Origin of the sequence: Streptomyces roseolus, from assembly GCF_014649855.1 — a bacterium.
Taxonomy (GTDB): domain Bacteria; phylum Actinomycetota; class Actinomycetes; order Streptomycetales; family Streptomycetaceae; genus Streptomyces; species Streptomyces roseolus.
In genome coordinates this window covers 41,051-60,603 of record NZ_BMTV01000002.1, presented here as the reverse complement: position 1 = coordinate 60,603, position 19,553 = coordinate 41,051, and the positions used below count along the sequence as shown (strand labels likewise).

20 protein-coding genes, 1 other RNA gene and 2 pseudogenes are annotated in these 19,553 nt (G+C 75.3%); 11 read left to right on the top strand and 12 right to left on the bottom strand.

All coding sequences use genetic code 11. The annotated features are described in order from the left end of the window. The first annotated feature begins 13 nt into the window (after window positions 1-13). Entirely contained in the window at window positions 14-448 is a 435-nt protein-coding gene (locus IE245_RS02365) for a ricin-type beta-trefoil lectin domain protein (RefSeq protein ID WP_189944967.1), read from the top strand. Between the two features lie 64 nt (window positions 449-512). On the opposite strand, the gene rnpB is transcribed toward IE245_RS02365, so the two are convergent. Next, an RNA gene (rnpB, locus tag IE245_RS02360) (RNase P RNA component class A) lies at window positions 513-911 on the bottom strand. A 79-nt stretch (window positions 912-990) separates the two neighbouring features. Here rnpB and IE245_RS02355 point away from each other — a divergent pair. Together IE245_RS02355 and IE245_RS02350 are read left to right on the top strand one after the other, a co-directional pair. Further along, window positions 991-1,758, top strand: coding sequence for a MerR family transcriptional regulator (locus IE245_RS02355; RefSeq protein ID WP_189944966.1), 768 nt, complete (start codon window positions 991-993; stop codon window positions 1,756-1,758). Next, the gene (locus IE245_RS02350) at window positions 1,745-2,602 is read left to right on the top strand and encodes a hypothetical protein (protein ID WP_189944964.1); all 858 of its coding nucleotides are present in this window, start codon (window positions 1,745-1,747) and stop codon (window positions 2,600-2,602) included. Before IE245_RS02355 ends, IE245_RS02350 begins: the two co-directional genes overlap by 14 nt. On the opposite strand, the gene IE245_RS02345 is transcribed toward IE245_RS02350, so the two are convergent. Beyond that, a complete protein-coding gene (locus tag IE245_RS02345) occupies window positions 2,547-3,995 on the bottom strand; it encodes an RNB domain-containing ribonuclease (protein WP_189944962.1) in 1,449 nt (482 codons plus the stop codon). The two genes, IE245_RS02350 and IE245_RS02345, sit on opposite strands and share 56 nt — an antisense overlap. Before the next feature lie 97 nt (window positions 3,996-4,092). Between IE245_RS02345 and yaaA the strand changes: the two genes are divergently transcribed. Together yaaA and eda are read left to right on the top strand one after the other, a co-directional pair. After that, window positions 4,093-4,860 (top strand): peroxide stress protein YaaA, encoded by a 768-nt coding sequence (yaaA, locus tag IE245_RS02340; protein WP_189944960.1) that lies wholly within the window; start codon window positions 4,093-4,095, stop codon window positions 4,858-4,860. A 61-nt stretch (window positions 4,861-4,921) separates the two neighbouring features. Then, window positions 4,922-5,563, top strand: coding sequence for a bifunctional 4-hydroxy-2-oxoglutarate aldolase/2-dehydro-3-deoxy-phosphogluconate aldolase (gene eda / locus IE245_RS02335; protein WP_189944958.1), 642 nt, complete (start codon window positions 4,922-4,924; stop codon window positions 5,561-5,563). A 6-nt stretch (window positions 5,564-5,569) separates the two neighbouring features. Here the strand turns inward: eda and IE245_RS02330 are convergent, their stop codons facing one another. From IE245_RS02330 to IE245_RS02310, 5 genes are all read right to left on the bottom strand, one after another. Continuing rightward, window positions 5,570-6,373, bottom strand: coding sequence for a GNAT family N-acetyltransferase (locus tag IE245_RS02330; RefSeq protein WP_189944957.1), 804 nt, complete (start codon window positions 6,371-6,373; stop codon window positions 5,570-5,572). Window positions 6,374-6,428: 55 nt separating this feature from the next. Then, entirely contained in the window at window positions 6,429-7,841 is a 1,413-nt protein-coding gene (locus IE245_RS02325; RefSeq protein ID WP_189944956.1) for a bifunctional RNase H/acid phosphatase, read from the bottom strand. Continuing rightward, window positions 7,841-8,584 carry a zinc ribbon domain-containing protein gene (locus tag IE245_RS02320; protein ID WP_189945261.1) on the bottom strand — a complete coding sequence of 248 codons (744 nt, stop codon included), beginning with the start codon at window positions 8,582-8,584 and terminating at the stop codon, window positions 7,841-7,843. The genes IE245_RS02325 and IE245_RS02320 overlap by 1 nt, the downstream gene beginning before the upstream one ends. Next, window positions 8,581-9,399, bottom strand: a complete 819-nt coding sequence (locus IE245_RS02315) for a Nif3-like dinuclear metal center hexameric protein (protein ID WP_189944955.1) — start codon at window positions 9,397-9,399, stop codon at window positions 8,581-8,583. The genes IE245_RS02320 and IE245_RS02315 overlap by 4 nt, the downstream gene beginning before the upstream one ends. Window positions 9,400-9,466: 67 nt before the next feature. Then, entirely contained in the window at window positions 9,467-10,504 is a 1,038-nt protein-coding gene (locus IE245_RS02310) for an ABC transporter substrate-binding protein (RefSeq protein ID WP_189944952.1), read from the bottom strand. A gap of 236 nt (window positions 10,505-10,740) precedes the next feature. Here IE245_RS02310 and IE245_RS02305 point away from each other — a divergent pair, with 236 nt between their 5' ends. Together IE245_RS02305 and IE245_RS02300 are read left to right on the top strand one after the other, a co-directional pair. Then, window positions 10,741-11,916 (top strand): hypothetical protein, encoded by a 1,176-nt coding sequence (locus IE245_RS02305; protein ID WP_189944950.1) that lies wholly within the window; start codon window positions 10,741-10,743, stop codon window positions 11,914-11,916. A 52-nt stretch (window positions 11,917-11,968) separates the two neighbouring features. Beyond that, a complete protein-coding gene (locus IE245_RS02300) occupies window positions 11,969-12,106 on the top strand; it encodes a hypothetical protein (RefSeq protein WP_189944947.1) in 138 nt (45 codons plus the stop codon). A 97-nt stretch (window positions 12,107-12,203) separates the two neighbouring features. Here IE245_RS02300 and IE245_RS37890 read toward each other — a convergent pair. From IE245_RS37890 to chsH3, 3 genes and pseudogenes are all read right to left on the bottom strand, one after another. Further along, window positions 12,204-12,611: pseudogene (locus tag IE245_RS37890) on the bottom strand (SDR family oxidoreductase); the annotation flags it as partial. After that, window positions 12,599-13,172, bottom strand: a pseudogene (locus IE245_RS37885) (alcohol dehydrogenase catalytic domain-containing protein); the annotation flags it as partial. The pseudogenes IE245_RS37890 and IE245_RS37885, both read right to left, overlap by 13 nt. Before the next feature lie 21 nt (window positions 13,173-13,193). Then, a complete protein-coding gene (chsH3, locus tag IE245_RS02285; protein ID WP_189944944.1) occupies window positions 13,194-14,048 on the bottom strand; it encodes an enoyl-CoA hydratase ChsH3 in 855 nt (284 codons plus the stop codon). Between the two features lie 296 nt (window positions 14,049-14,344). On the opposite strand from chsH3, the gene IE245_RS02280 reads away from it, so the two are divergent. The 3 genes from IE245_RS02280 to IE245_RS02270 are packed head-to-tail and all read left to right on the top strand — an operon-like array spanning window position 14,345 to window position 17,163. Then, the gene (locus tag IE245_RS02280) at window positions 14,345-15,262 is read left to right on the top strand and encodes an ABC transporter ATP-binding protein (RefSeq protein WP_189944942.1); all 918 of its coding nucleotides are present in this window, start codon (window positions 14,345-14,347) and stop codon (window positions 15,260-15,262) included. Beyond that, window positions 15,259-15,999 (top strand): ABC transporter permease, encoded by a 741-nt coding sequence (locus IE245_RS02275; RefSeq protein ID WP_189944940.1) that lies wholly within the window; start codon window positions 15,259-15,261, stop codon window positions 15,997-15,999. Before IE245_RS02280 ends, IE245_RS02275 begins: the two co-directional genes overlap by 4 nt. 15 nt (window positions 16,000-16,014) lie before the next feature. After that, window positions 16,015-17,163, top strand: coding sequence for a sensor histidine kinase (locus IE245_RS02270; protein WP_189944938.1), 1,149 nt, complete (start codon window positions 16,015-16,017; stop codon window positions 17,161-17,163). Here the strand turns inward: IE245_RS02270 and IE245_RS02265 are convergent. After that, window positions 17,144-17,380: a hypothetical protein gene (locus tag IE245_RS02265; RefSeq protein WP_189944936.1), complete on the bottom strand. Its 237-nt coding sequence runs from the start codon at window positions 17,378-17,380 to the stop codon at window positions 17,144-17,146. The two genes, IE245_RS02270 and IE245_RS02265, sit on opposite strands and share 20 nt — an antisense overlap. Window positions 17,381-17,470: 90 nt before the next feature. Here IE245_RS02265 and IE245_RS02260 point away from each other — a divergent pair, with 90 nt between their 5' ends. After that, entirely contained in the window at window positions 17,471-18,103 is a 633-nt protein-coding gene (locus tag IE245_RS02260; protein ID WP_189945260.1) for a response regulator transcription factor, read from the top strand. On the opposite strand, the gene IE245_RS02255 is transcribed toward IE245_RS02260, so the two are convergent. Beyond that, complete coding sequence (locus tag IE245_RS02255; protein ID WP_189944934.1) at window positions 18,100-19,527, bottom strand: MFS transporter; 1,428 nt, start codon at window positions 19,525-19,527, stop codon at window positions 18,100-18,102. The two genes, IE245_RS02260 and IE245_RS02255, sit on opposite strands and share 4 nt — an antisense overlap. Window positions 19,528-19,553: the final 26 nt, after the last annotated feature.

Here is a 19,553-nt window from a genome sequence, read left to right as displayed (position 1 = left end):
CGCTGGAGGAGCGATGTCGGAGCACGACCGGATCGTCAAGCTGTACGCGAAGGGGGCCCCGGTCGGGGTCCTGGACGGGAGGCTGGTCGCCTTCCCGGTCGACGAGCACCGCACCGCCGAGTGGGCGCTCGGCGAGGCCGACGGCGGCTTCCGCCTCACCGTCAAGGGCACCGAGGACCGCGTGACCGCCCCCGGCACCGACCGCGCCCCCGTCCTGGTCCGCCCCGACGACTCCCCCGCCTCGGTCCTCCGCCTCCAGCGCGTCACCCCCGAGGGCGCGGTCACGGTCACCGGCCTCGCCACCCTCGTCACGGGCACGTACGTCCTCTCCAGGGGCGGCCTCGCCCTCGGCCGCGACCTCTTCGAGGACCCCTCCCCGGCTCCGAAGCCCATCGTCATCCGCACCGACGACCGCGCCCCGCACTGGACGGTGGAGGTCCTGCTCTGAGGACCCGCGACAGGGAGGGGACCCGCGACAGGGAGGAGGGCCCCGCGGGGGCCCTGGGAAGGGGCAGACGAGTCGGGCTGTACGCCGGGTTCTGTACCCCGGAACCTCGCGGTCGTCGGGGCGACGGCCATCCATCTAGGGCCGGCGTCGCCACCGGCCTCGTGCGGTCTACCCGCGAACTCGGGCGAGCAGCCCTCGATCATTCGCGCAGGGACACCGGGGTGTCCCCTCTTGACCTTGCTCCGGGTGGGGTTTACCTAGCCGCCTGAGTCACCTCAGGCGCTGGTGGTCTCTTACACCACCGTTTCACCCTTACCGAGGGCCGAAGCTCCCGGCGGTCTGTTCTCTGTGGCACTGTCCCGCGGGTCACCCCGGGTGGCCGTTAGCCACCACCCTGCTCTGTGGAGCCCGGACGTTCCTCGGGGAGATCCAGGGATCTCCACGCGGCCGCCCGCCCGGCTCGTCTGCCGTGCCGACCATGCTACCCGCCGGAACGGACGGCGCTTGACCTTGTCGTAGCGTCAGGGTTTCTACTGGGGGGCATGCGTATCGGCGAACTCGCCGCGCTCGTCGGGGTCACGCCCCGGGCGGTGCGGCACTACCACCGTCTGGGGCTGCTGCCCGAGCCCGCCCGGCTGCCGAACGGCTACCGGGAGTACGGCGTCCGGGACGCCGTGCTGCTGGCGCGGGTGCGGCGGCTGACCGAGCTGGGGCTCGGGCTCGACGAGGTGCGGGACGTGCTCGCCGACGACGCGGGCCGGGAGGTCGTGGAGGTCCTGGAGGAGCTCGACGCCGACCTCGCCCGGCAGGAGGACGTCATCCGGGAGCGGCGGGCGCGGCTCGCCGGGCTCCTCGCGCAGGCGCGGGCCGGGCGGCTGACCGCCGAGGGGCCGGTGTCGCCGGAACTGGCCGCGCTGCTCGCCGGGGTCGGCGAGCTGCCGGAGTCGCCGATGGCGGTGAAGGACCGGGAGATCCTCGCCCTGCTCGACACGGTCGTGCCGGCGGAGGAGCGGGCGCGGCTGATGGGGCTGATGCACGAGGTCTCCGGGAGCGCCGCGGAGGTGTACGGGCTGCTCGACGCGCTGGCGGACGCCGCCGTGGACGATCCGCGGGTCGAGGAGGCCGCGCGGGCGCTCGCCGGGGCGCTGCCGGACGGGATCGGCCGCTTCGAGCTGCCGGCGGAGGGGTCCGGCGGGCTCGCCGACGTCTTCTTCGCCGATCTGGCGCCCGCGCAGGCGGCCGCCGTGCGCCGGGGGATCGCCCTGGTGGCGGAACGTTTCGAGGGAGGTGGCGAGCATGGCGGGGAGTGAGCGGGGGCCCGTGCTGCGGGTGCTGCGCGCGGTCGCGTACGCCGCGCTCCCCGCCGAGCTGGTGGTCTTCGTGCTGCTGCTCGGCGGGGTGCGGATGCCGGGGGCCGTGCTCGGCGGGGCGGAGCTGGTGATGGTCGTGCTGCTCGCCGCCGAGGCGGTCGTGTGGGTGCGGCTGCGGCGGCGGGGGCTGACGCGGCGGGAGGCGCTGGCGGAGCTCGTACCGGAGCGGGTGCTGCGGCTGATCGGGCACGAGCTGGCGCTGATGGCGGCCCTGGGGCGGTGGGTGGCGCGGCGGCCGCACGGGACGGCGGGCGCGGAGGGCGTCTTCCCGCACGCGCGGGACCAGGCCGCGCTCATGTACGGCTTCGCCTTCGTCTGCCTCGTGGAGACCGTCGGCATGTCGTGGCTGCTGGCCGGGCTGCCGGTGGTGCACGCGGTCGTGCTCGTCCTCGACGTCTACACGGTCCTCTTCGTGCTCGGTCTGCACGCCGCCTCCGTGACCCGGCCGCACGTGCTGGGCGGCGGGCGGCTGCGGGTCCGGCAGGCGGCCCACGTGGACGTGGACGTGCCGCTGGAGCGGATCGCGGCCGTCCGCCGGGAGAACCGCTTCACCCACGAGAAGGCGGACGGCGAGCTGAACCTCGCGGTCGGCTCGCAGACCTCCGTGACCCTGGAGCTGAGCGCGCCGGTGGACGTGGTCGGGCTGCTCGGCGGGGTCCGGCAGGTCTCCGTCGTCCGGCTGCACGCCGACGACCCCGGGGCGCTGTACGAGGCCGTCCGCGACGCCGTCACGCCGGGGCGAACAGGACCTTCGCCCGGCCGGGATCCGCTTCCGACAGTCTGACCCGCAGCCACCGGCCCAGCGGCAGCGGGGCCGCGCCGCCCTCGACGCGGGCCACGACGGCCGGGTCGTCGAGGTGGACGGTGCCGACGGACGGCTCGCGCTCCTTGACGTCGATCACGTACGCGTCGAAGAGCTCGCCGACCCGGTCGCCGAGCAGCGCCGCCTCCACGATGTCGACCGACTCCCGCTCCACCGTGTTGGCGCGGCGCGAGCCGGCGGCCATGGTGTCGGGCAGGCCGGGCAGCGCGGCCCGCACCCACGCGGGCGGCTCGGTGCCGGCGACCGCGGCGACGCACAGTTCGGAGGCGTACCGGTCGACGAGCCGGCGCAGCGGGGCGGTGCAGTGGGTGTACTCGTCGGCGACGGCCGCGTGCACGGCCGGGTCGGGCAGCCGGCCGTCGGTGAAGACGGTGTAGCCGGCGCCGCGCAGCAGGGTGGTGCACTCCTGGAGGAAGGCGGCCTGGCGGGGATCGGTGGGATCGGCGTTCCTGACCACCTCCGCGTACGGCACGTGGTGCGGCCAGTCGACGCCGAGCGCCTCGGCGGAGCGGCGCAGCCGGGCGACGGCCCCGTCGGGGGCGACCGGCAGGGTGCGCAGGACGCCGGTGCCGGCGGCGGTCATCAGGTCGGCGGCGGCCATGCCGGTGAGCAGGGAGATCTGCGCGTTCCAGCTCTCGGCCGGCAGCGGCGCCCGGTAGGCGAGCGTGTAGGCGTGGTCGCCGGGGAGCTCGACGATCTCCTGTTCGGGGACGTCGAGGGAGATCCCGCCGCGCTCGATCTCGCGCTCCTCGCGGAGCCGGCCGATGTCGCGGAGCAGGGCGAGGGGTTCCTCGGCGGTGCCGGAGTCGATCCGCCGCTGCGCGGTGGCGTAGTCGAGCTTGGCGCGGCTGCGGACGAGGGCCCGGCGGAGGTCGGTGGCGACCCGGCGGCCCTCGGCGTCGAGGTCGATGCGCCAGAGGAGCGCGGGCCGGGGTTCGCCGGGCAGCAGGCTGGCGGCGCCCTCGGAGAGGACCGGCGGGTGGAGGGGGACCTTGCCGTCGGGGAAGTAGAGGGTGAGGACCCGCCGGTGCGCCTCGGCGTCGATCGCCCCGCCGGGGGCGACGAAGGCGGCGACGTCGGCGATCGCGTAGTGCACGCGGTAGCCGCCGTCGGCCCGCCGCGCCAGGTGCATGGCCTGGTCGAGGTCGGTGGAGGCGGGCGGGTCGATGGTGAGGAACGGCAGGTCGGTGGCGTCGTACGCGGGGAGGCGGGGGGCCTTCGCGGCGGCCTCGGCCTCGGCGAGCACGTCGGCCGGGAACCCCGCCGGCACCCCGAGCTCGGTGCGGAGGGCGCGCAGCGCGGCCCGCAGCGGAGCCTCCGCCGCGCCGGTCACGTGGATGTGGCGTCGGGGCATGCCACCGAGCGTAGGGGGCGGGAGGGGGCCCGGCACCTCGTACGCTGGCTTGTCGGGGCCGCATCCCCGTTCGTGTCGTACGTGAAGGAGAACCACCGTGCTCGTGCTGCTGCCGCCTTCCGAAGGCAAGGCACCCTCCGGGTCCGGGGCGCCGCTCAAGCCGGAGTCGCTGTCCCTGCCGGGACTCGCGGAGGCGCGGGCGGCGGTCCTGGACGAGCTGGTCGAGCTGTGCGCCGCCGACGAGGAGAAGGCGCGCGAGGTGCTCGGCCTGAGCGAGGGGCTGCGGGGCGAGGTCGCGAAGAACGTCGAGCTGCGCACGGCGGGCGCCCGTCCGGCCGGGGAGGTGTACACCGGCGTCCTGTACGACGCGCTGGGCCTGGCGACGCTGGACGCGGCGGCCCGGAAGCGGGCCGGGGACGCGCTGCTCGTCTTCTCCGGGCTGTGGGGCGCGGTGCGGGTGACGGACCGGATCCCGTCGTACCGCTGCTCGATGGGGGTGAAGCTGCCGGGGCTCGGCGCGCTGGGGGCGCACTGGCGGGGCGCGATGGCCTCGGTGCTGCCGGAGGCGGCCGGGGACGGTCTCGTGCTCGACCTGCGCTCGTCGGCGTACGCGTCGGCGTGGAAGCCGAAGGGCGAGGTGGCGGCGCGGACCGCGACGGTACGGGTGCTGCACGCGCCGACCCGGAAGGTCGTCAGCCACTTCAACAAGGCGACCAAGGGCCGGATCGTCCGCGGCCTGCTGGAGTCGGGCGCGGCGCCGGGCACGCCGGACGAGCTGGTGGAGGCGCTGCGGGAGCTGGGGTACGTGGTGGAGACGGGGGCCAAGGCGGGGACCCTGGACGTGCTGGTGGACGAGATCCACTGAGGTCGTTGCATTCTCCGCAACGACCGTTGCGCGGGGTGACGCCGCCGGTCAGGATGAGGCCATGTCCCGCACCCCCGGTCTCTTCGCGCTCGCCCCGCACGCCCCCGTCGTCCCGGTCGTCGTCGTGGAGGACGCCGCCGACGCCGTACCGCTGGCGCGGGCCCTGGTGGCCGGCGGGCTGCCGCTGATCGAGATCACCCTGCGCACCCCCGCCGCGCTCGACGCGGTGCGGGCGGTCGCGGCCGAGGTGCCGGGCGCGGTGGTCGGCGCGGGGACGGTGGTCTCGGCGGCCGGCGCGGCCGGGGCGGTACGGGCCGGGGCGCGGTTCCTGGTGAGCCCGGGGTGCTCGGGGCGGCTGCTCGGGGCGCTGCGGGAGTCGGGCGTGCCGTTCCTGCCGGGCGTCTCGACCGCCTCCGAGGTGCTGGCGCTCCTGGAGGAGGGCGTCACGGAGCTGAAGTTCTTCCCGGCGGAGGCGGCGGGCGGCGTCCCGTACCTGAAGTCCCTCGCGGGCCCGCTGCCGCAGGCCCGTTTCTGCCCGACCGGCGGCGTCTCGGCCGCCTCGGCGCCCGGCTACCTCGCCCTCCCCAACGTCGCCTGCGTCGGCGGCACCTGGATGCTGCCGCCGGACGCCCTCGCCGCCCGCGACTGGGACCGGGTGGAGGCCCTGGCGCGGGAGGCGGCGGGGCTCTCCGGCCGTTCGTGAGGCGGCCTAGCCGTTCGTGAAGCGGATGCCCAGGTGGTCGGCGACCGGGCGGTAGCCGAGGCGCCGGTACAGGGCGTTGCTGGTGGGGTTGGCGAGGTCCGTGAAGAGGACGACCTCCGCCGCGCCGGAGGCGGCCGCCGCGCGGCTGACGGCGGCGGTGACGCCGGCGGCGTAGCCGCGGCCGCGCTCGGCGGGCGCGGTGTAGACGAGGTGGACGCGCGACTGGCCCGCGACCGTGCGCGAGCGGGCGGCCATCGCCACGGGACGGCCGTCGGGGGCCTCCCAGACGTGCAGGCGGCCCTCGGTGATCCGCTCGGTGAGGAAGTCCGTGTAGTCGTCCTGGGGCGCGTAGCCGTGGACGGCGGCGAAGTCGGCGGTCCAGTCGCCGAGCAGCGGAAGGTCCGCCGTGCGGGCGGGCCGGCCGCGGCCGGCCGGTGCCGGGTCCCGCGGGGTGAGCTCGCCGAGGCGGAAGAGCCGGATGCCCATGACGGGCTCCCAGGGACGGCCGGTGGCGGCGGCGTACGCCTCCACCGGCGCCGTCTCCCCGCGCAGCGTGGCCGGTCCCGCGCCGTCCGGCAGGACCAGCGCGGTGGCCGCCGCCACGGGCAGCACGCCGAAGGTGAGCTCGGCGGACGGGGAGGCGACGAGGACGCCGGTCGCGGTGGTGCCGTCGGGGCCGGTCCACCAGCCGAGGAGTCCCGCCGTGTCCATCGTGGTCAGCACGGCGGTGTTGCGGGCCGGTTCGGCGGCGAGGTGCGGGCCCGCGGCGGCCAGGAACGCGGCGGGGTCGGTGGTGAAGTGCCAGCTCATACCCGGATGGTGACGGGGGGACGGCCGACGGCGCCAGGGAATTGCGCGCCGGCCGCTACCGGCGGAGGTGGGAGGTGTCGTTGAGGAGGCGTACGGAGGCGTTGCCGTCGGCGTAGTAGGCGACGGCGGAGAGGGACGCGGCCGACAGTTCGAACTTGAACAGGGACGGGGGCGGGGCGCCGAGCGCCAGCCGGACGAGGGTCTTGATGGGCGTGACGTGACTCACGACGAGGACCGTGCGGCCCGCGTGGGCGGCGGCGAGGCGGTCGCGGGCGGCGGCGACGCGGCGGGTCACGGAGGCGAAGCTCTCGCCGCCGCCGGTGGGGGCGGCGGTCGGGGAGGCGAGCCAGGCGTCCATGTCCTCCGGGTACCGCGCGCGGACCTCCGCGAAGGTGAGGCCCTCCCAGGCGCCGAAGTCGGTCTCGCGGAGCCCCTGTTCGATGACGACGTCCAGGCCCAGACGGGCGGCGACGGCTTCGGCGGTCTGGCGGCAGCGGGTGAGCGGGGAGCTGACGATGTGCTGGATCGTGCCGCGGGCGGCGAGCGCGTCGGCGACGGCGGCGGCCTGCCGGCGGCCCGCCTCGGAGAGCTCGGGGTCGGACCCGCCGCTCCCCGAGAACCGCTTCTCGGGGGTGAGCGCGGTCTCGCCGTGCCGGAGGAGCACGAAGGTGGCGGGGGCGGCCATGTCCGGTACGGGGCCCGCGACGGCCGGTACGGGGCCCTCTGCGGGCGCGGGCCCCTGTGCGGGCGCGGCCGGTACGGGCTCGGCGGCGGACGGGTCCTCGGCGACGGTGCCCGGCACCGGGGGCTGCGCCCACCCTCCCCCGGAGGGGGCGCCCCCGTGCCCCGCGGAACGACTGCCCGCGGCCGGAGCGGCCTCGGCCCCGGCGGCGGCCGCGAGCGCCGTGGCGCCGCCCGCCGTCGCAGGCGCCCCGGCGGCGGCCGACAGGGCCGCCCTGGCGCGGGCCGCTCCGGCCGCCGCGTCGCCCGGGGGGCCCGACGGCGGCAGGGCGGCCGCCACCCGGGCCGCGGAGGTGTCGCGGGGAGTCCACCGCTCGCCGCGCCCGCCCGCGTCCATCGCCTCGTTGGCCAGGCGGTCGGCGTGCTTGTTGCGCTCGCGGGGGATCCACTCGTAGGTGACGCGGTCGCGCGGGAAGGCGCGGGACGCCTCGGCCGCGAGCGGCTTCATGTCCGGGTGCTTGATCTTCCAGCGGCCGGACATCTGCTCGACGACGAGCTTGGAGTCCATCCTGACCCGGACCGTGGCGTCGGGCGCCAGGTCCAGGGCGGCGCGGAGGCCCGCGATGAGGCCCTTGTACTCGGCGACGTTGTTGGTCGCGACGCCGATGTACTCGGCGGCCTCCGCGAGGATCTCGCCCGTGGCCGGGTCGAGGACGACGGCCCCGTAGCCGGCGGGCCCGGGATTGCCCCGGGAGCCGCCGTCCGCCTCGACCACGAGCTCGCGCATTACAGGCCGGACTCCGCCGTGCGGACCAGGATCCGGCGGCAGTTCTCGCAGCGCACGACCGCGTCCTTCGCGGCGGCCCGGACCTCGTTCAGCTCGGTGATGTTGAGCTCGATGTGGCAGCCCTCGCACTTGCGCTGGTAGAGGCGGGCCGCGCCGACGCCGCCCTGCTGCTCGCGGAGCTTGTCGTACAGCTTGAGGAGGTCGGCGGGGACGGTGCCCGCGACGACCTCGCGCTCCTTGGCGACGCCGGCGGCCTCCTCGTCGAGGCCGGCCTGGGCGGTGTCGCGGCGGCCGGTGGCGTCGTCCACCTTGGCCTGGACGGCGGCGACGCGCTCGGTGAGCTCGGCGACGCGCTCCTGCGCGGACTCGCGGCGCTCCATGACCTCCAGGACGACCTCCTCCAGGTCGCCCTGGCGCTTGGCGAGCGAGGTGATCTCGCGCTGGAGGTTCTCCAGGTCCTTCGGGGAGGACACGGCGCCGGAGTCGAGCCGCTGCTGGTCGCGGGCGGAGCGCTGGCGGACCTGGTCGACGTCCTGCTCGGCCTTGGTCTGCTCGCGGGCGCAGTCGCTCTCCTCGGTCTGCGCGGCGACGAGCAGGTCGCGCAGCTGGGTGAGGTCCTTGGTCAGCGCCTCGATCTCCGCGTGCTCGGGCAGCGCCCTGCGCTTGTGGGCGAGCTGCTGGAGGCGGACGTCCAGTGCCTGGACGTCGAGGAGGCGGATCTGGTCGGCGGGCGCGGCGTTCAGTTGGGGGCTCCAGAGGAAGTGTGGTGGGAGGACCAGGGGTCGGTGACCGTCTTCGAGACGTGGACGCGGAGGTCCCAGCCGTGGCGGTCGGAGATCTCGTCGAGCTGGGCGGCGGCCAGCTCGCACCAGGGCCATTCGGTGGCCCAGTGGGCGGCGTCGACGAGGCCCAGCGGGGAGTGCTGGGTGGCCTCGGAGACGGGGTGGTGGCGGAGGTCCGCGGTGAGGAAGGCGTCCACTCCGGCGGCGCGCACCGCGTCGAAGAGGCTGTCGCCGGAGCCGCCGCTGACGGCGACGCGGCGGACGGTCATGTCCGGGTCGCCGGCGACCCGGATGCCCTGCGCGGTGGCGGGCAGCCGCTTCGCGGCGCGGGCCGCGAACGCGGCGAGGGTCTCCGGGTGGTCGAGCTCGCAGATCCGGCCGAGGTTGTTCTCGGGGACGAGCGGCCCGGTGACGCGCAGGTCGAGCGCGCCGGCGAGGGCGTCGGAGACGCCGGGGTCCGCGGTGTCGGCGTTGGTGTGGGCGACGTGCAGCGCGACGTCGTGCTTGATCAGCGTGTGCACGACGCGGCCCTTGAAGTGGCCGGCCGCGACCGTCGTCGTCCCGCGCAGGTAGAGCGGGTGGTGGGTGACGATCAGGTCGGCGCCGAGGGCGACGGCCTCGTCCGCGATCTCCTGGACGGGGTCGACGGCGAAGAGGACGCGGGCCACCTCGGCGTCGGGGTCGCCGCAGACGGTGCCGACGGCGTCCCACTGCTCCGCCCGCTGGGGCGGCCAGAGGGCGTCGAGCTCGGCGATGACTTCAGACAGACGGGGCACGGAGGAAAGGCTACCTGTCCTCCGTGCCCCGCCGTCCTGGGCCGTGGACGACCCGGGGGCCGGGCCCCTACTTCTTCACCAGGTCGGCGCGCAGGTCGTCGAGGACGCTGTTCGCCGCCGTCACGCCGAGGCCCAGGTACCAGGTCTCGTCCGGGACGTCCTTGGCCCGGCCGGCCTTGACGGCCTCCAGGTTCTTCCAGAGCGGGTTGCCCTGGGCGGCGTCCTTCTTGGTCGCCTTGGCGTCGCCGTAGACGCCGGTGAAGATCCAGTCGGCGTCGGCCTGGTCGATCTTCTCCGGGCTGACCTCGACGGCGAGGTCGTCCACCTGCTGGTTCTTCGGCCGGGGCAGGCCGGCGTCCTCCAGGATGGTGCCGATGAACGACGCCTTCGCGTAGAGGCGGATCTTGCCGGGCAGGTAGCGGACCATCGAGATCGTCGGCTTGTCCGGGCCGACGTCCGTGCCGAGCCGCTTCGCCTTCGTCTCGTACGCGGCGAGCTTCTCCTTCGCCTCGGCGGTCTTGTCGAGCGCGGCGGCGTTGAGGAGGTAGTTCTCCTTCCAGGTGAAGCCCGGGCGGATGGAGAAGACGGTCGGCGCGATCTTCGACAGCTCGTCGTACTTGTCGGCGGCGCGGAGCTGGCTGCCGAGGATGAGGTCGGGCTGGAGGTTGGCGATGGCCTCCAGGTTGAGGTTGTTGATGGTGCCGACGGACTTGGGGCTGCCGGCGTCCTTGGCGAGGTAGCCGGGGATGCCGTCGTCGCCCTCGGAGGGGGCGTAGCCGACGGGCTGGACGCCGAGGGAGACGACGTTGTCGAGCTCGCCGACGTCGAGGACGACGACCCGCTTCGGGGCGGCCTTGATCTCGCTCTTGCCCATGGCGTGGGTGAGGGTGCGGGGGAACTGGCCGGGCTTGGCGTCGGTGCCCAGGGCGGCGGTCTTGGCGGCCGCGTCGCCGAAGTCCTTGCCGCCGGTGGCGACGTCCTTCTTCTTCGCGGCGTCCTCCTTCTCCGCGGCGTCGGAGGAGTCGGTGCCGCCTCCGCAGGCCGCGAGGGAGAGCGCGGCGGCGAGGGCGACGACGGCGGCGGTGCCGCGGCGGCGGATGGACATCGAAAGGCTCCTCTTCGATGGCGGACGTCGAGGGGGACGACGCGAAGGGCGTACCCGCGGAGTCACAGGATCCGCTTAGGTTGGCCTTACCTTACGTACCCCTGGCCCCGCCAGCACAACCGGCCCCTCCGCTCAATCGAACCGGCGCACCGCCATCCATATGTGTGAAGTGCGCGGGCTCGTGTTGTTCGGCTGGAAGTGCGAAAACTAGCTTCGTGGCCGGAGGTGACGAGTCGATGACAGCCTTGGCCATCGAGACCACGGCCGGTGACGGCGACCACGAGGGGACGGCCGTCCACCCCCCGGCGGGCTTCACGATCACCGCGAACGGCGCCTACGCGGCCCGGCTCGCGGGTTCCGGGGACGCCCTGTACGCGGAGCGCTGGACCCTCGACGGCCCGGAGCCGTACGCCGTGCCGCTCCCCCTGGACCAGCCCGAGGAGCGCGAGGCGCAGCTGCTGCCGCTCGCCGACGGGCGGGTCCTGGTGTGCCGCCGGGTGGACGGGCGGCGGCACACCTTCTCGCTGCTGTACCCGACCGGTCCCGGCACCGGCGAGCTGCGGCTCGGCTCGGTGGAGGCGCCCGGCCCCGGCCCGGTGGAGCTGCTGCCGCCGTCCCCGGACGGCATCTGCGCCTACGCGCGTCACATCGGCCCGGAGTCCACCACGCTCTGGCTGGTGGCGGGCGGCGCCTTCGGCCCGGAGCGGGTCGCGGTGCTCCCGGGCCACTGCGCGGGCGGGGTGTGGCTCGACCGTACGGGGCGGATGCTGGCCCTGGACCGGCGGCTGGGCGACGGGCCGGTGAAGACGGTGGCGGTGGACCTGGAGCGGGGCGGCGAGGTGTCGCCGCTGCTCCAGATCACCGAGGCGAGCGACGACCGGCTGCTGCTCGCGGACCCGGACAGCGGGCTGCTGCTGATCCGGTCGGACGCGCCCTCGCCGGGGCACGAGCGGCTCGGCTGGGGGGTGCTGGGGAGCCTGCTGCCGGTGCGTTTCCCCGAGTGCCTGCGCCTCGACGACGCGGCGGTGACGCCGTTCGCGGTCCAGCCGGGGCAGGTGCTGATGCCGGAGAGCTGCGGGGTGGCGCTGCGGATCGACGCGGCGGGCGGCAGCTGGGTGGGCCTGTGGCGGCCCTCGGGGCGGCGGATGCACCAGGTGGCGGCGCCGCCCGGGTGGGTGGCGGGGGCCGGGGCGTGGTCGCCGGAGGGCGTCCTGCGGCTGCCGTGCTCCACGGCGGAGCTGCCGTGCGCGCTGGCCGGGCTGACGGTGCCGGACGAGCCGGAGCCGGAGCCGAGGGCGGAAGCGGGGACGGAAGCGGAAGCGGTGCCTTCGGCGGAGGAGGGGCAGCCGCGCGCGCTGCGGCCGGTGCCGCTCCAGCAGGCGCCTCTGACGGACCGTAGACCCGCTGGTTAGACTCACCGCCGCAGTACCGCACGCACAGGCACGTCCACGGGGTGAGCACGACATGGCGAACGACAGCACGCAGTCCACGGAGGAGGCGCAGGGCACGGGTGCCGGACGGCACCGGGGCCCGGCCGCGCCGGCGGAGGAGACCACCTCCGCCCCGCACGGACGGCACCGCCGCGAGGCGAACGAGGGCTAGCTCCTCGTCCGCGCGCGACGGCGCCGGGCCCCGGGGGATCCGCTCCCCCGGGGCCCTTCGCCGTCCCCGCCGCCGGCCCCGTCCCGCGGGCCGGGGTTCAGCCCTTCTTCAGCCCCAGGACCTCGGCGGCCGCGAAGGTCTCGTTCGGCGGGCGCTCCGCGAAGTACGGGGTGAGCAGCCCGTCGAGCTCCTCGAAGCCGAAGGCCTCCTTGGCGGTGTCGAACGTGGCCGCCACCCGGGGCCGTTCGACGACGGCGGCCATCCCGCCGTGGACGACGAGCAGCTGCCCGTTGACGCGGGCCGCCGCCGGGGAGGCGAGGTAGCCGACGAGCGGGGCCACGTGCTCGGGCGACAGCGGGTCGAGCTCGTCCTCGCCCGTGGGCTCGGCGAAGCCGGCGAAGGCGTCCTCCGTCATGCGGGTGCGGGCCCGGGGGCAGATGGCGTTGGCGGTCACCCCGTACCGGGCGAGGGCGAGCGCCGTGGAGGTGGTGAGGCCGACGATGCCGCAGCCGATCACGGCGACCGACGAACCGGCCTCCACCTCGGCGGTGTTGATGGCCGCGCCGAGGCCGGTGGTGACGCCGCAGCCGATGAGGGCGGCGATGTCGAAGGGCACGTCGTCCGGGATGGGGACGGCGCAGCCGGCGTCGACGACGACCTCCTCGGTGAAGGTGCCGGTGCCGGCGAAGCCGAAGACGTCCCCGCCGGGGCGCTTGAAGTTGGGGGTGCCGGCGTTCACGAAGCCGGCGAGGCAGAGCCGGGTCTGGCCGCGTCGGCAGGCGGCGCAGCTTCCGCAGGCGGGCAGCCGGCAGAGCAGGACCCGCCGGCCGGGGACGAGTCCGGTGACGCCGTCGCCGACGTCGAGGATCTCGCCCGCGCCCTCGTGGCCGGGGACGAAGGGCGCGGGCTGCGGCAGGACGCCGCTCATGGCGGAGAGGTCCGAGTGGCACAGGCCGGTGGCCCGCACCCGGATCCGCACCCTGCCCGGGCCGAAGCCCACCGCCTCGACGTCGTCGAGGACCTCCAGCTTGTCCTGGCCGATCTCGTGCAGTCCGGCTGCGCGCATGGTGCGGCTCCCATCAGCGGATCAGGCGTGTTCGACGAGGGTGTCGGCGAGTACGGGCGCGTCGTCGCGCTCCACGGCCGTCACCGTCACCTGGACGCGGCCGCCCCCGGCCCACATCCGGATGCGCAGGGTCTCGCCGGGGAAGACGACCCCGGCGAAGCGGGTGCGGTACGAGCGGACCCTGGCGACGTCTCCGTCGAGCACCGTGTCCACCACCGCCTTGAGCGTCATGCCGTAGGTGCACAGGCCGTGCAGGATCGGCCGGTCGAAGCCCGCGAGCTTCGCGAAGTCGGGGTCGGCGTGGAGCGGGTTCCAGTCGCCGGAGAGGCGGTAGAGCAGGGCCTGGTCCTCGCGGACGGCCCGCTCGACGGTCCGGTCCGGTGCCCGCTCGGGGAGTTCGAGCCGCTCGGAGGGGCCGCGGTCGCCGCCCCAGCCGCCTTCGCCGCGGACGAAGATCTGGGCGTCGGAGCTCCACAGCGGGCCCTCGTCGTCGGCGGCCTCGGAGCGCAGCACGAGGACGGCGGCCTTGCCCTTGTCGTACACGGCGGCGACGCGGGAGGTGGAGACGGCGCGGCCGCCGGTGGGCAGCGGGCGGTGGAGGGTGATCGACTGGCCGCCGTGGAGGACGGCGGCGAGGTCGATGTCGATGCCCGGGGCGGAGAGCCCGCCGACGACGCCCATGCCGGCGCCGGCGACGGTGGCGAAGCTGGGCAGCACGTGCAGCCGGGATTCGAGGGTGTACCTCAGCTCCGCCGGGTCGGTCGCGGGGCTGCCGGCGCCGAGGCCGAGGTGGTAGAGCTGGACGTCCTTGTGGTCCCAGGCGATCTCGGCGCTGCGGGGCTCGGCGGCGAGGGCCTTGGCGGCGTCAATGGGCATCGGCTTGCTGCTCCTTGGAGGTCCTTGGAGGGGAAGACCTCGGCGCGACCGTCCGCACCGTCGGTCACGCCGAGGCCGTGCGGGAACCGTCCCGTACGCGCCGGTGTAGAACGCGTTCCAGTTCGGTGTCCCCCATGTATAGCGGAGGGCCGAAGCGTTGGGAACCCTCGTGCACCCACGCTTCTGACGGTACGTCAGAATGCGCCACAGGTCCCGGGACCCGGGACATTTGTCACCGCGAAGTCCGTACGCGGGAGCCTGCCGCGGCCCGTGCCCCGCTCCGTACCTTCGGGCCCATGACACAGGAACCCGCGGCCGTCTTCGAGGCGGTCACCAAGACGTACGGCCCCGTCCGGGCCGCCGACGGGGTGGATCTCGCCGTCCGGCGTGGTGAGACCCTCGCCCTGCTCGGCCGCAACGGTGCCGGGAAGTCCACCGCCCTCGGTCTCCTCCTCGGTCTCGACACCCCCGACAGCGGGCGGGTCTCCCTCCTCGGCGGCACCCCCGGGCAGGCCGTCCGCGCGGGCCGGGTCGGGGCGATGCTCCAGGAGGGGCGTGCCGTCCCCCGGGTCACCGTGCGCGAACTCGTCGGCTTCGTCGCCCGGACCTACCCCCGGCCGATGCCCGTCGCCGACGCCCTCGCCCTCGCCGGGCTGACCGCCCTCGCCGACCGCCGGGTCGGCCGCCTCTCCGGCGGCCAGGCCCAGAGGGTCCGGTTCGCCGTCGCGCTGGCCGGCGCCCCGGAGCTGGTCGTCCTGGACGAGCCGACGGTGGCGCTCGACGTGGCGGCCCGCGGCGCGTTCTGGGAGGCGATGCGCGGCTACGCCCGGCGGGGCGGAACCGCCCTCTTCTCCACCCACCACCTGGAGGAGGCGGATTCCTTCGCCGACCGGATCGTCGTCCTCGACGGCGGCCGGGTTGTCGCCGACGGCACGCCCGAGGAGCTGAGGCGGACGACCGGCGGGGCGCTCGTCGCCGTGGACCTGGCCGGTGCCCCGGCGGCGTTCCTCTCCGGGCTGCCCGGGGTGACGGAGGTGGAGATCCGCGGCGACCGCGCCCGGCTCCGCACCGACGACCCGGACGCGACCGTACGGGCCCTCGCCGCGCGGGACGCGATCCGGGGCCTGGAGGTCGCCCCGCCCGCCCTGGCGGACGTCTTCCTCGGCCTCACCCGCGCCGACGGGACCGCCCGGAACCCGGAGGCGAACCGATGAACACCGCCCTGTCCACCACGGTCGCGTACGCCCGCCTGGAGGCCCTCCGCACCCTGCGGGACCAGGGGTTCGTCATCTCCACCGTCGGCATCCCGGTGCTGATGTACCTGCTGTTCACCAACCTCGGCGGGCAGCACGACCCCGCTGCCAGGACCGCCGCCATGGTGGGCATGGCCGCGTACGGCGCGCTCGGCGCGGCCGTCTCGCTCGGCGGCGCCGTCGCCGAGGACCGGTCGACCGGCTGGCTGCGGCAGCTACGGATCACCCCGATGAGCCCGCGCCGGGTGGTCGCGGGGCGGGCCCTGACCGGGGCGGTGGTGGTGCTGCCGTCCATCGGGGCGGTGCTGCTGGCCGGCGGGCTGCTCAACGGCGTACGGATGCCGCCGCTCCAGTGGGCGGCGACGGCGGTGGCGCTGTGGCTGGGCTCGCTGCCCTTCACACTGCTCGGCCTCGGCAACGGATACCGCCTTGCACCGCAGACGACCGGGGCGGTGAACGTGGCGTGCACCCTCGGACTCGCGGTCGTCGGAGGCCTCTGGTTCCCGGTGGCACTCTTCCCCGACTGGCTGGCGGCGGTCTCGGCCTGGACCCCGACCCGCCGCTTCGCGGAGCTGGGCACGGCCTTCGCAGAGGGGCACACGCCGACCGCGGCCGCGGTGCCGCTGCTCGCCGCGTGGGCCGCGGTCTTCGGGACGTACGCGGCGGTCTCGTACCGTCGTTCCGCACGGACGGTCTGACACGGGGAGCGCGAGATGGGGATCCGATCGCGGAAGCGGGGCGAGGGCCGCAAGGAACGGAGGCCGGGCGGGCTGAGCCTGCTGCCGTGGCTGCTCATGGGGATGGGCTCGCTCTCGCACCTCGTCAGCGGCGAGGCCCCCAACCCCTGGCTCGGCATGGCGGGCCTGCTGGCCTTCAACACCCTCTACATCGCCGTCGTCCTCCGCGCGTTCGACAAGAGCCGCCGTGCGAGAACCACCACCTGGGTCCTGCTGGGCGCGCTGGCGGCCGTCACCTTCGCCCTCGCGATCGGCTACGGCCGCGAATGGCTGCTGCTGTGCCCACTGCTCGGGCTGGCGCTCGGCGCGGTCGCGCGGGGCGCCCGGGAGCTCCGGCGCCTGACGTTGCCGCTGGTGGCGGCGGTCGGGCTGGTGACCTTCTGGCGGGACGGCTGGGACTCGATCGGGATCGTGTACGGGACGTTCGTCTCGACCATGGTGACGGCGGCGATCCTCGCGCTGAACGACACGGTCGCCGAACTGCGGGCCACCCGCGAGGAGCTGGCCCGTTCGGCGGTGGAGCGGGAGCGGCTGCGCTTCTCCCGGGACCTGCACGACCTGCTCGGCCACACGCTGTCGGTGATCGTGGTGAAGTCGGAGGCGGCGCGGCGGCTCGTGCCGCACGACCCGGACGCGGCGCTCGGCCAGATCACGGACATCGAATCGGTGGGCCGGCAGGCACTGACCGAGATCCGGGAGGCGGTGACCGGCTACCGCGAGAGCGGTCTGGGCACGGAGCTGGACCGGGCGAGGTCGGCGCTGGCCGCGGCGGAGGTGGAGCCGGTGATACGGCGCTCGGGCCCGCCGCTCGACCCGGTGGCGGAGGAGCTGTTCGGCTGGGTGGTGCGGGAGGCGGTGACGAACGTCGTCCGGCACGCGGCCGCCACCCGCTGCGAGATCGTCGTGTCGAGCGCTCTGGAGCAGGTCCGCCTCACGGTCACGGACGACGGCCGGGGCGCGGCCGCGGACCCCTCCGGCAGCGGTCTGCGCGGCCTGGGAGAGCGCCTCGCGGCGGCGGGCGGCTCCCTCACGACGGCCGGTGCCCCGGGCGGCGGCTTCCGTCTCTCGGCGAAACTTCCGGCGACGCCACGGGCGGCGGAGCCGGCTACTTCGCGTGGTCGATGACGTTGCCGTTGGAGCAGTTGTTCTTGTGGTTCCCCGTCCAGTCGCTGAGGGCGGGGACCACGGCCAATTCCTGGACGCAGACGTCCGCGGCGGTGAAGTTCCAGTTGTCGGCGGCGTCGACCCCGCCGCCGAAGTTCGATTCGTCGTCGGCGTGGGCCGGGGCGGCGGAGGCGAGGGCGGCGAGGGCGAGGGCGGTGACGCTGATGATCTTCTTCATGCCGGGGAAACGATCATCCCGTGACGAGGGCACGCGCGTTCCACCCCGCGGGGGAAGCCCGCCCGGCCTACGCTTTCGGGTGTGAACGAGATGCCGCAGGACCACCGGCCCGGCAAGTCGGTTCGGGTGCTGCTTGCCGAGGACCAGGGGATGATGCGCGGGGCGCTCGCGCTGTTGCTCGGGATGGAGGCGGACATCGAGGTCGTCGCCCAGGTGGGGCGGGGGGACGAGATCGTGGAGCGGGCGCTGCTGGCGCGGCCCGATGTGGCGCTGCTGGACATCGAGCTGCCGGGACGGTCGGGGCTCGACGCGGCGGCGGAGCTGCGGGACGAGGTGCCGGACTGCCGGGTGCTGATCCTGACGACGTTCGGCCGGCCGGGGTATCTGCGGCGGGCGATGGAGGCGGGGGCGGCCGGGTTCCTGGTGAAGGACGGGCCGGTGGAGGAGCTGGCGGAGGCGATCCGGGCGGTGCTGCGCGGCGAGACCGTCGTCGATCCGGCGCTCGCCGCCGCCGCGCTCGGCGCCGGGCCGAACCCGCTGACCGCCCGTGAGCGGGAGGCGCTGGCGGCGGCGGTGGACGGGGCGACGGTCGCCGACATCGCGGGGCGGCTGCGGCTGTCCGAGTCGACCGTGCGGAACTACCTCTCCGCCGCCATCGGGAAGACCGGGACGCGGAACCGGATGGAGGCGGCTCGGGCCGCACGGCAGCAGGGGTGGCTCTAGGCGGCGGCCTTCCTGGGGAGCCAGAGGGTCATCAGGACCGCCGCCGTCAGGAGGATGGCGGCGGAGACGCGGAAGGCCGCCGCGTAGCCGGGGACGAGGTGGTCGGGGTCCGGGGTGGCGGCGGCCGCGACCGTGGTCAGCAGGGCGAGGCCGATCGCGCCGCCCATCGTCCGGGAGGTGTTGACGAGGCCGGAGACGAGGCCGGCGTCGCCGGGGGCGGCTCCGGAGGTGGCGAGGGTGGCGAGCGGCGTGGTGGCGAGGCCGATGCCGGCCATCATGACGATGCCGGGGCCGAGGACCGTGGTGAGGAAGGTGCCGTCGGCGGTGAGCGTGGACTGCCAGGCGAAGCCGGCCGCCGCCGTGAGGATGCCGGCGATCGCGAGCGTCCGCGCGCCGGTGACGGCCATCAGGCGGGGCGCGGCCTTGGAGCCGACGAGGACGGCCAGCGAGCTGGGCACGAGGGCGAGTCCGGCCTGGAGCGGGGTGTAGCCGAGGACGTTCTGGGCGTACACGGTCATGAAGAACCACATGGCGAAGGAGCTCGCGCCGCACAGCATGATGCCGGTGTTGGCGGCGGAGACGGCCCGGTTGCGGAAGATGCCGAGCGGGACGAGGGGCTCCTTCGCGCGCTTCTCGACCGCGACGAAGACCGCCAGGAGCGCGAGGCCGCCGAGGAGCGGCAGCAGGGTCGCGGCGGAGGCCCAGCCGGCCATCTCGGTCTGCACGATGCCGTACGCGAGCGTCGCCAGGCCGCCGGTGACGAGGACCGCGCCGGGCAGGTCCGGGCGGCGTCCGGCGGCGGTGCGGCTCTCGGAGAGCCAGAGCGCGGCCGCGGCGAGGATGAGGACGCCGAGGGGGGCGTTGACGAGGAGCACCCAGCGCCAGTTCAGGAGGTCGACGAGGAGGCCGCCGACGAAGCCGCCCGCGGCGCCGCCCGCCGCGCCGACCGCCGTCCAGGTGGCGATGGCGCGGGTGCGGGCGGCGCCGGCGGGGACGGCGGAGGTGACGAGGGTGAGGGTGGCCGGGGAGAGCGCCGCCGCCCCGAGTCCCTGCGCGGCCCGCGCGCCGATGAGGTAGCCGCCCTCGGGGGCGAGGCCGCCGACGACGGAGGCGGCGGTGAAGAGCCCGAGGCCCGCGAGGAACATGGCCTTGCGCCCGTACAGGTCGGCCGCCCGGCCGCCGAGCAGCATGAAGCCGGCGAAGGCGATCGCGTAGGCGTTGAGGACCCACTGGAGCCCGAGGGCGCCGAGGCCGAGGTCGGCCTTGAGGGAGGGCAGGGCCACGTTCATGACCGACACGTCGAGGACGACGAGGAACTGCCCGGCGCAGGCGACGAGGACGACGAGCCAGGGCCGGGCCGTGCGTATGGGGCGGCGGGTGACGGTGCTTCCGGGGGCGGAGTCGGTCTGCGGCATGCGTGTCATGGTCGCAGACCGCTTCCGCCCCGTAC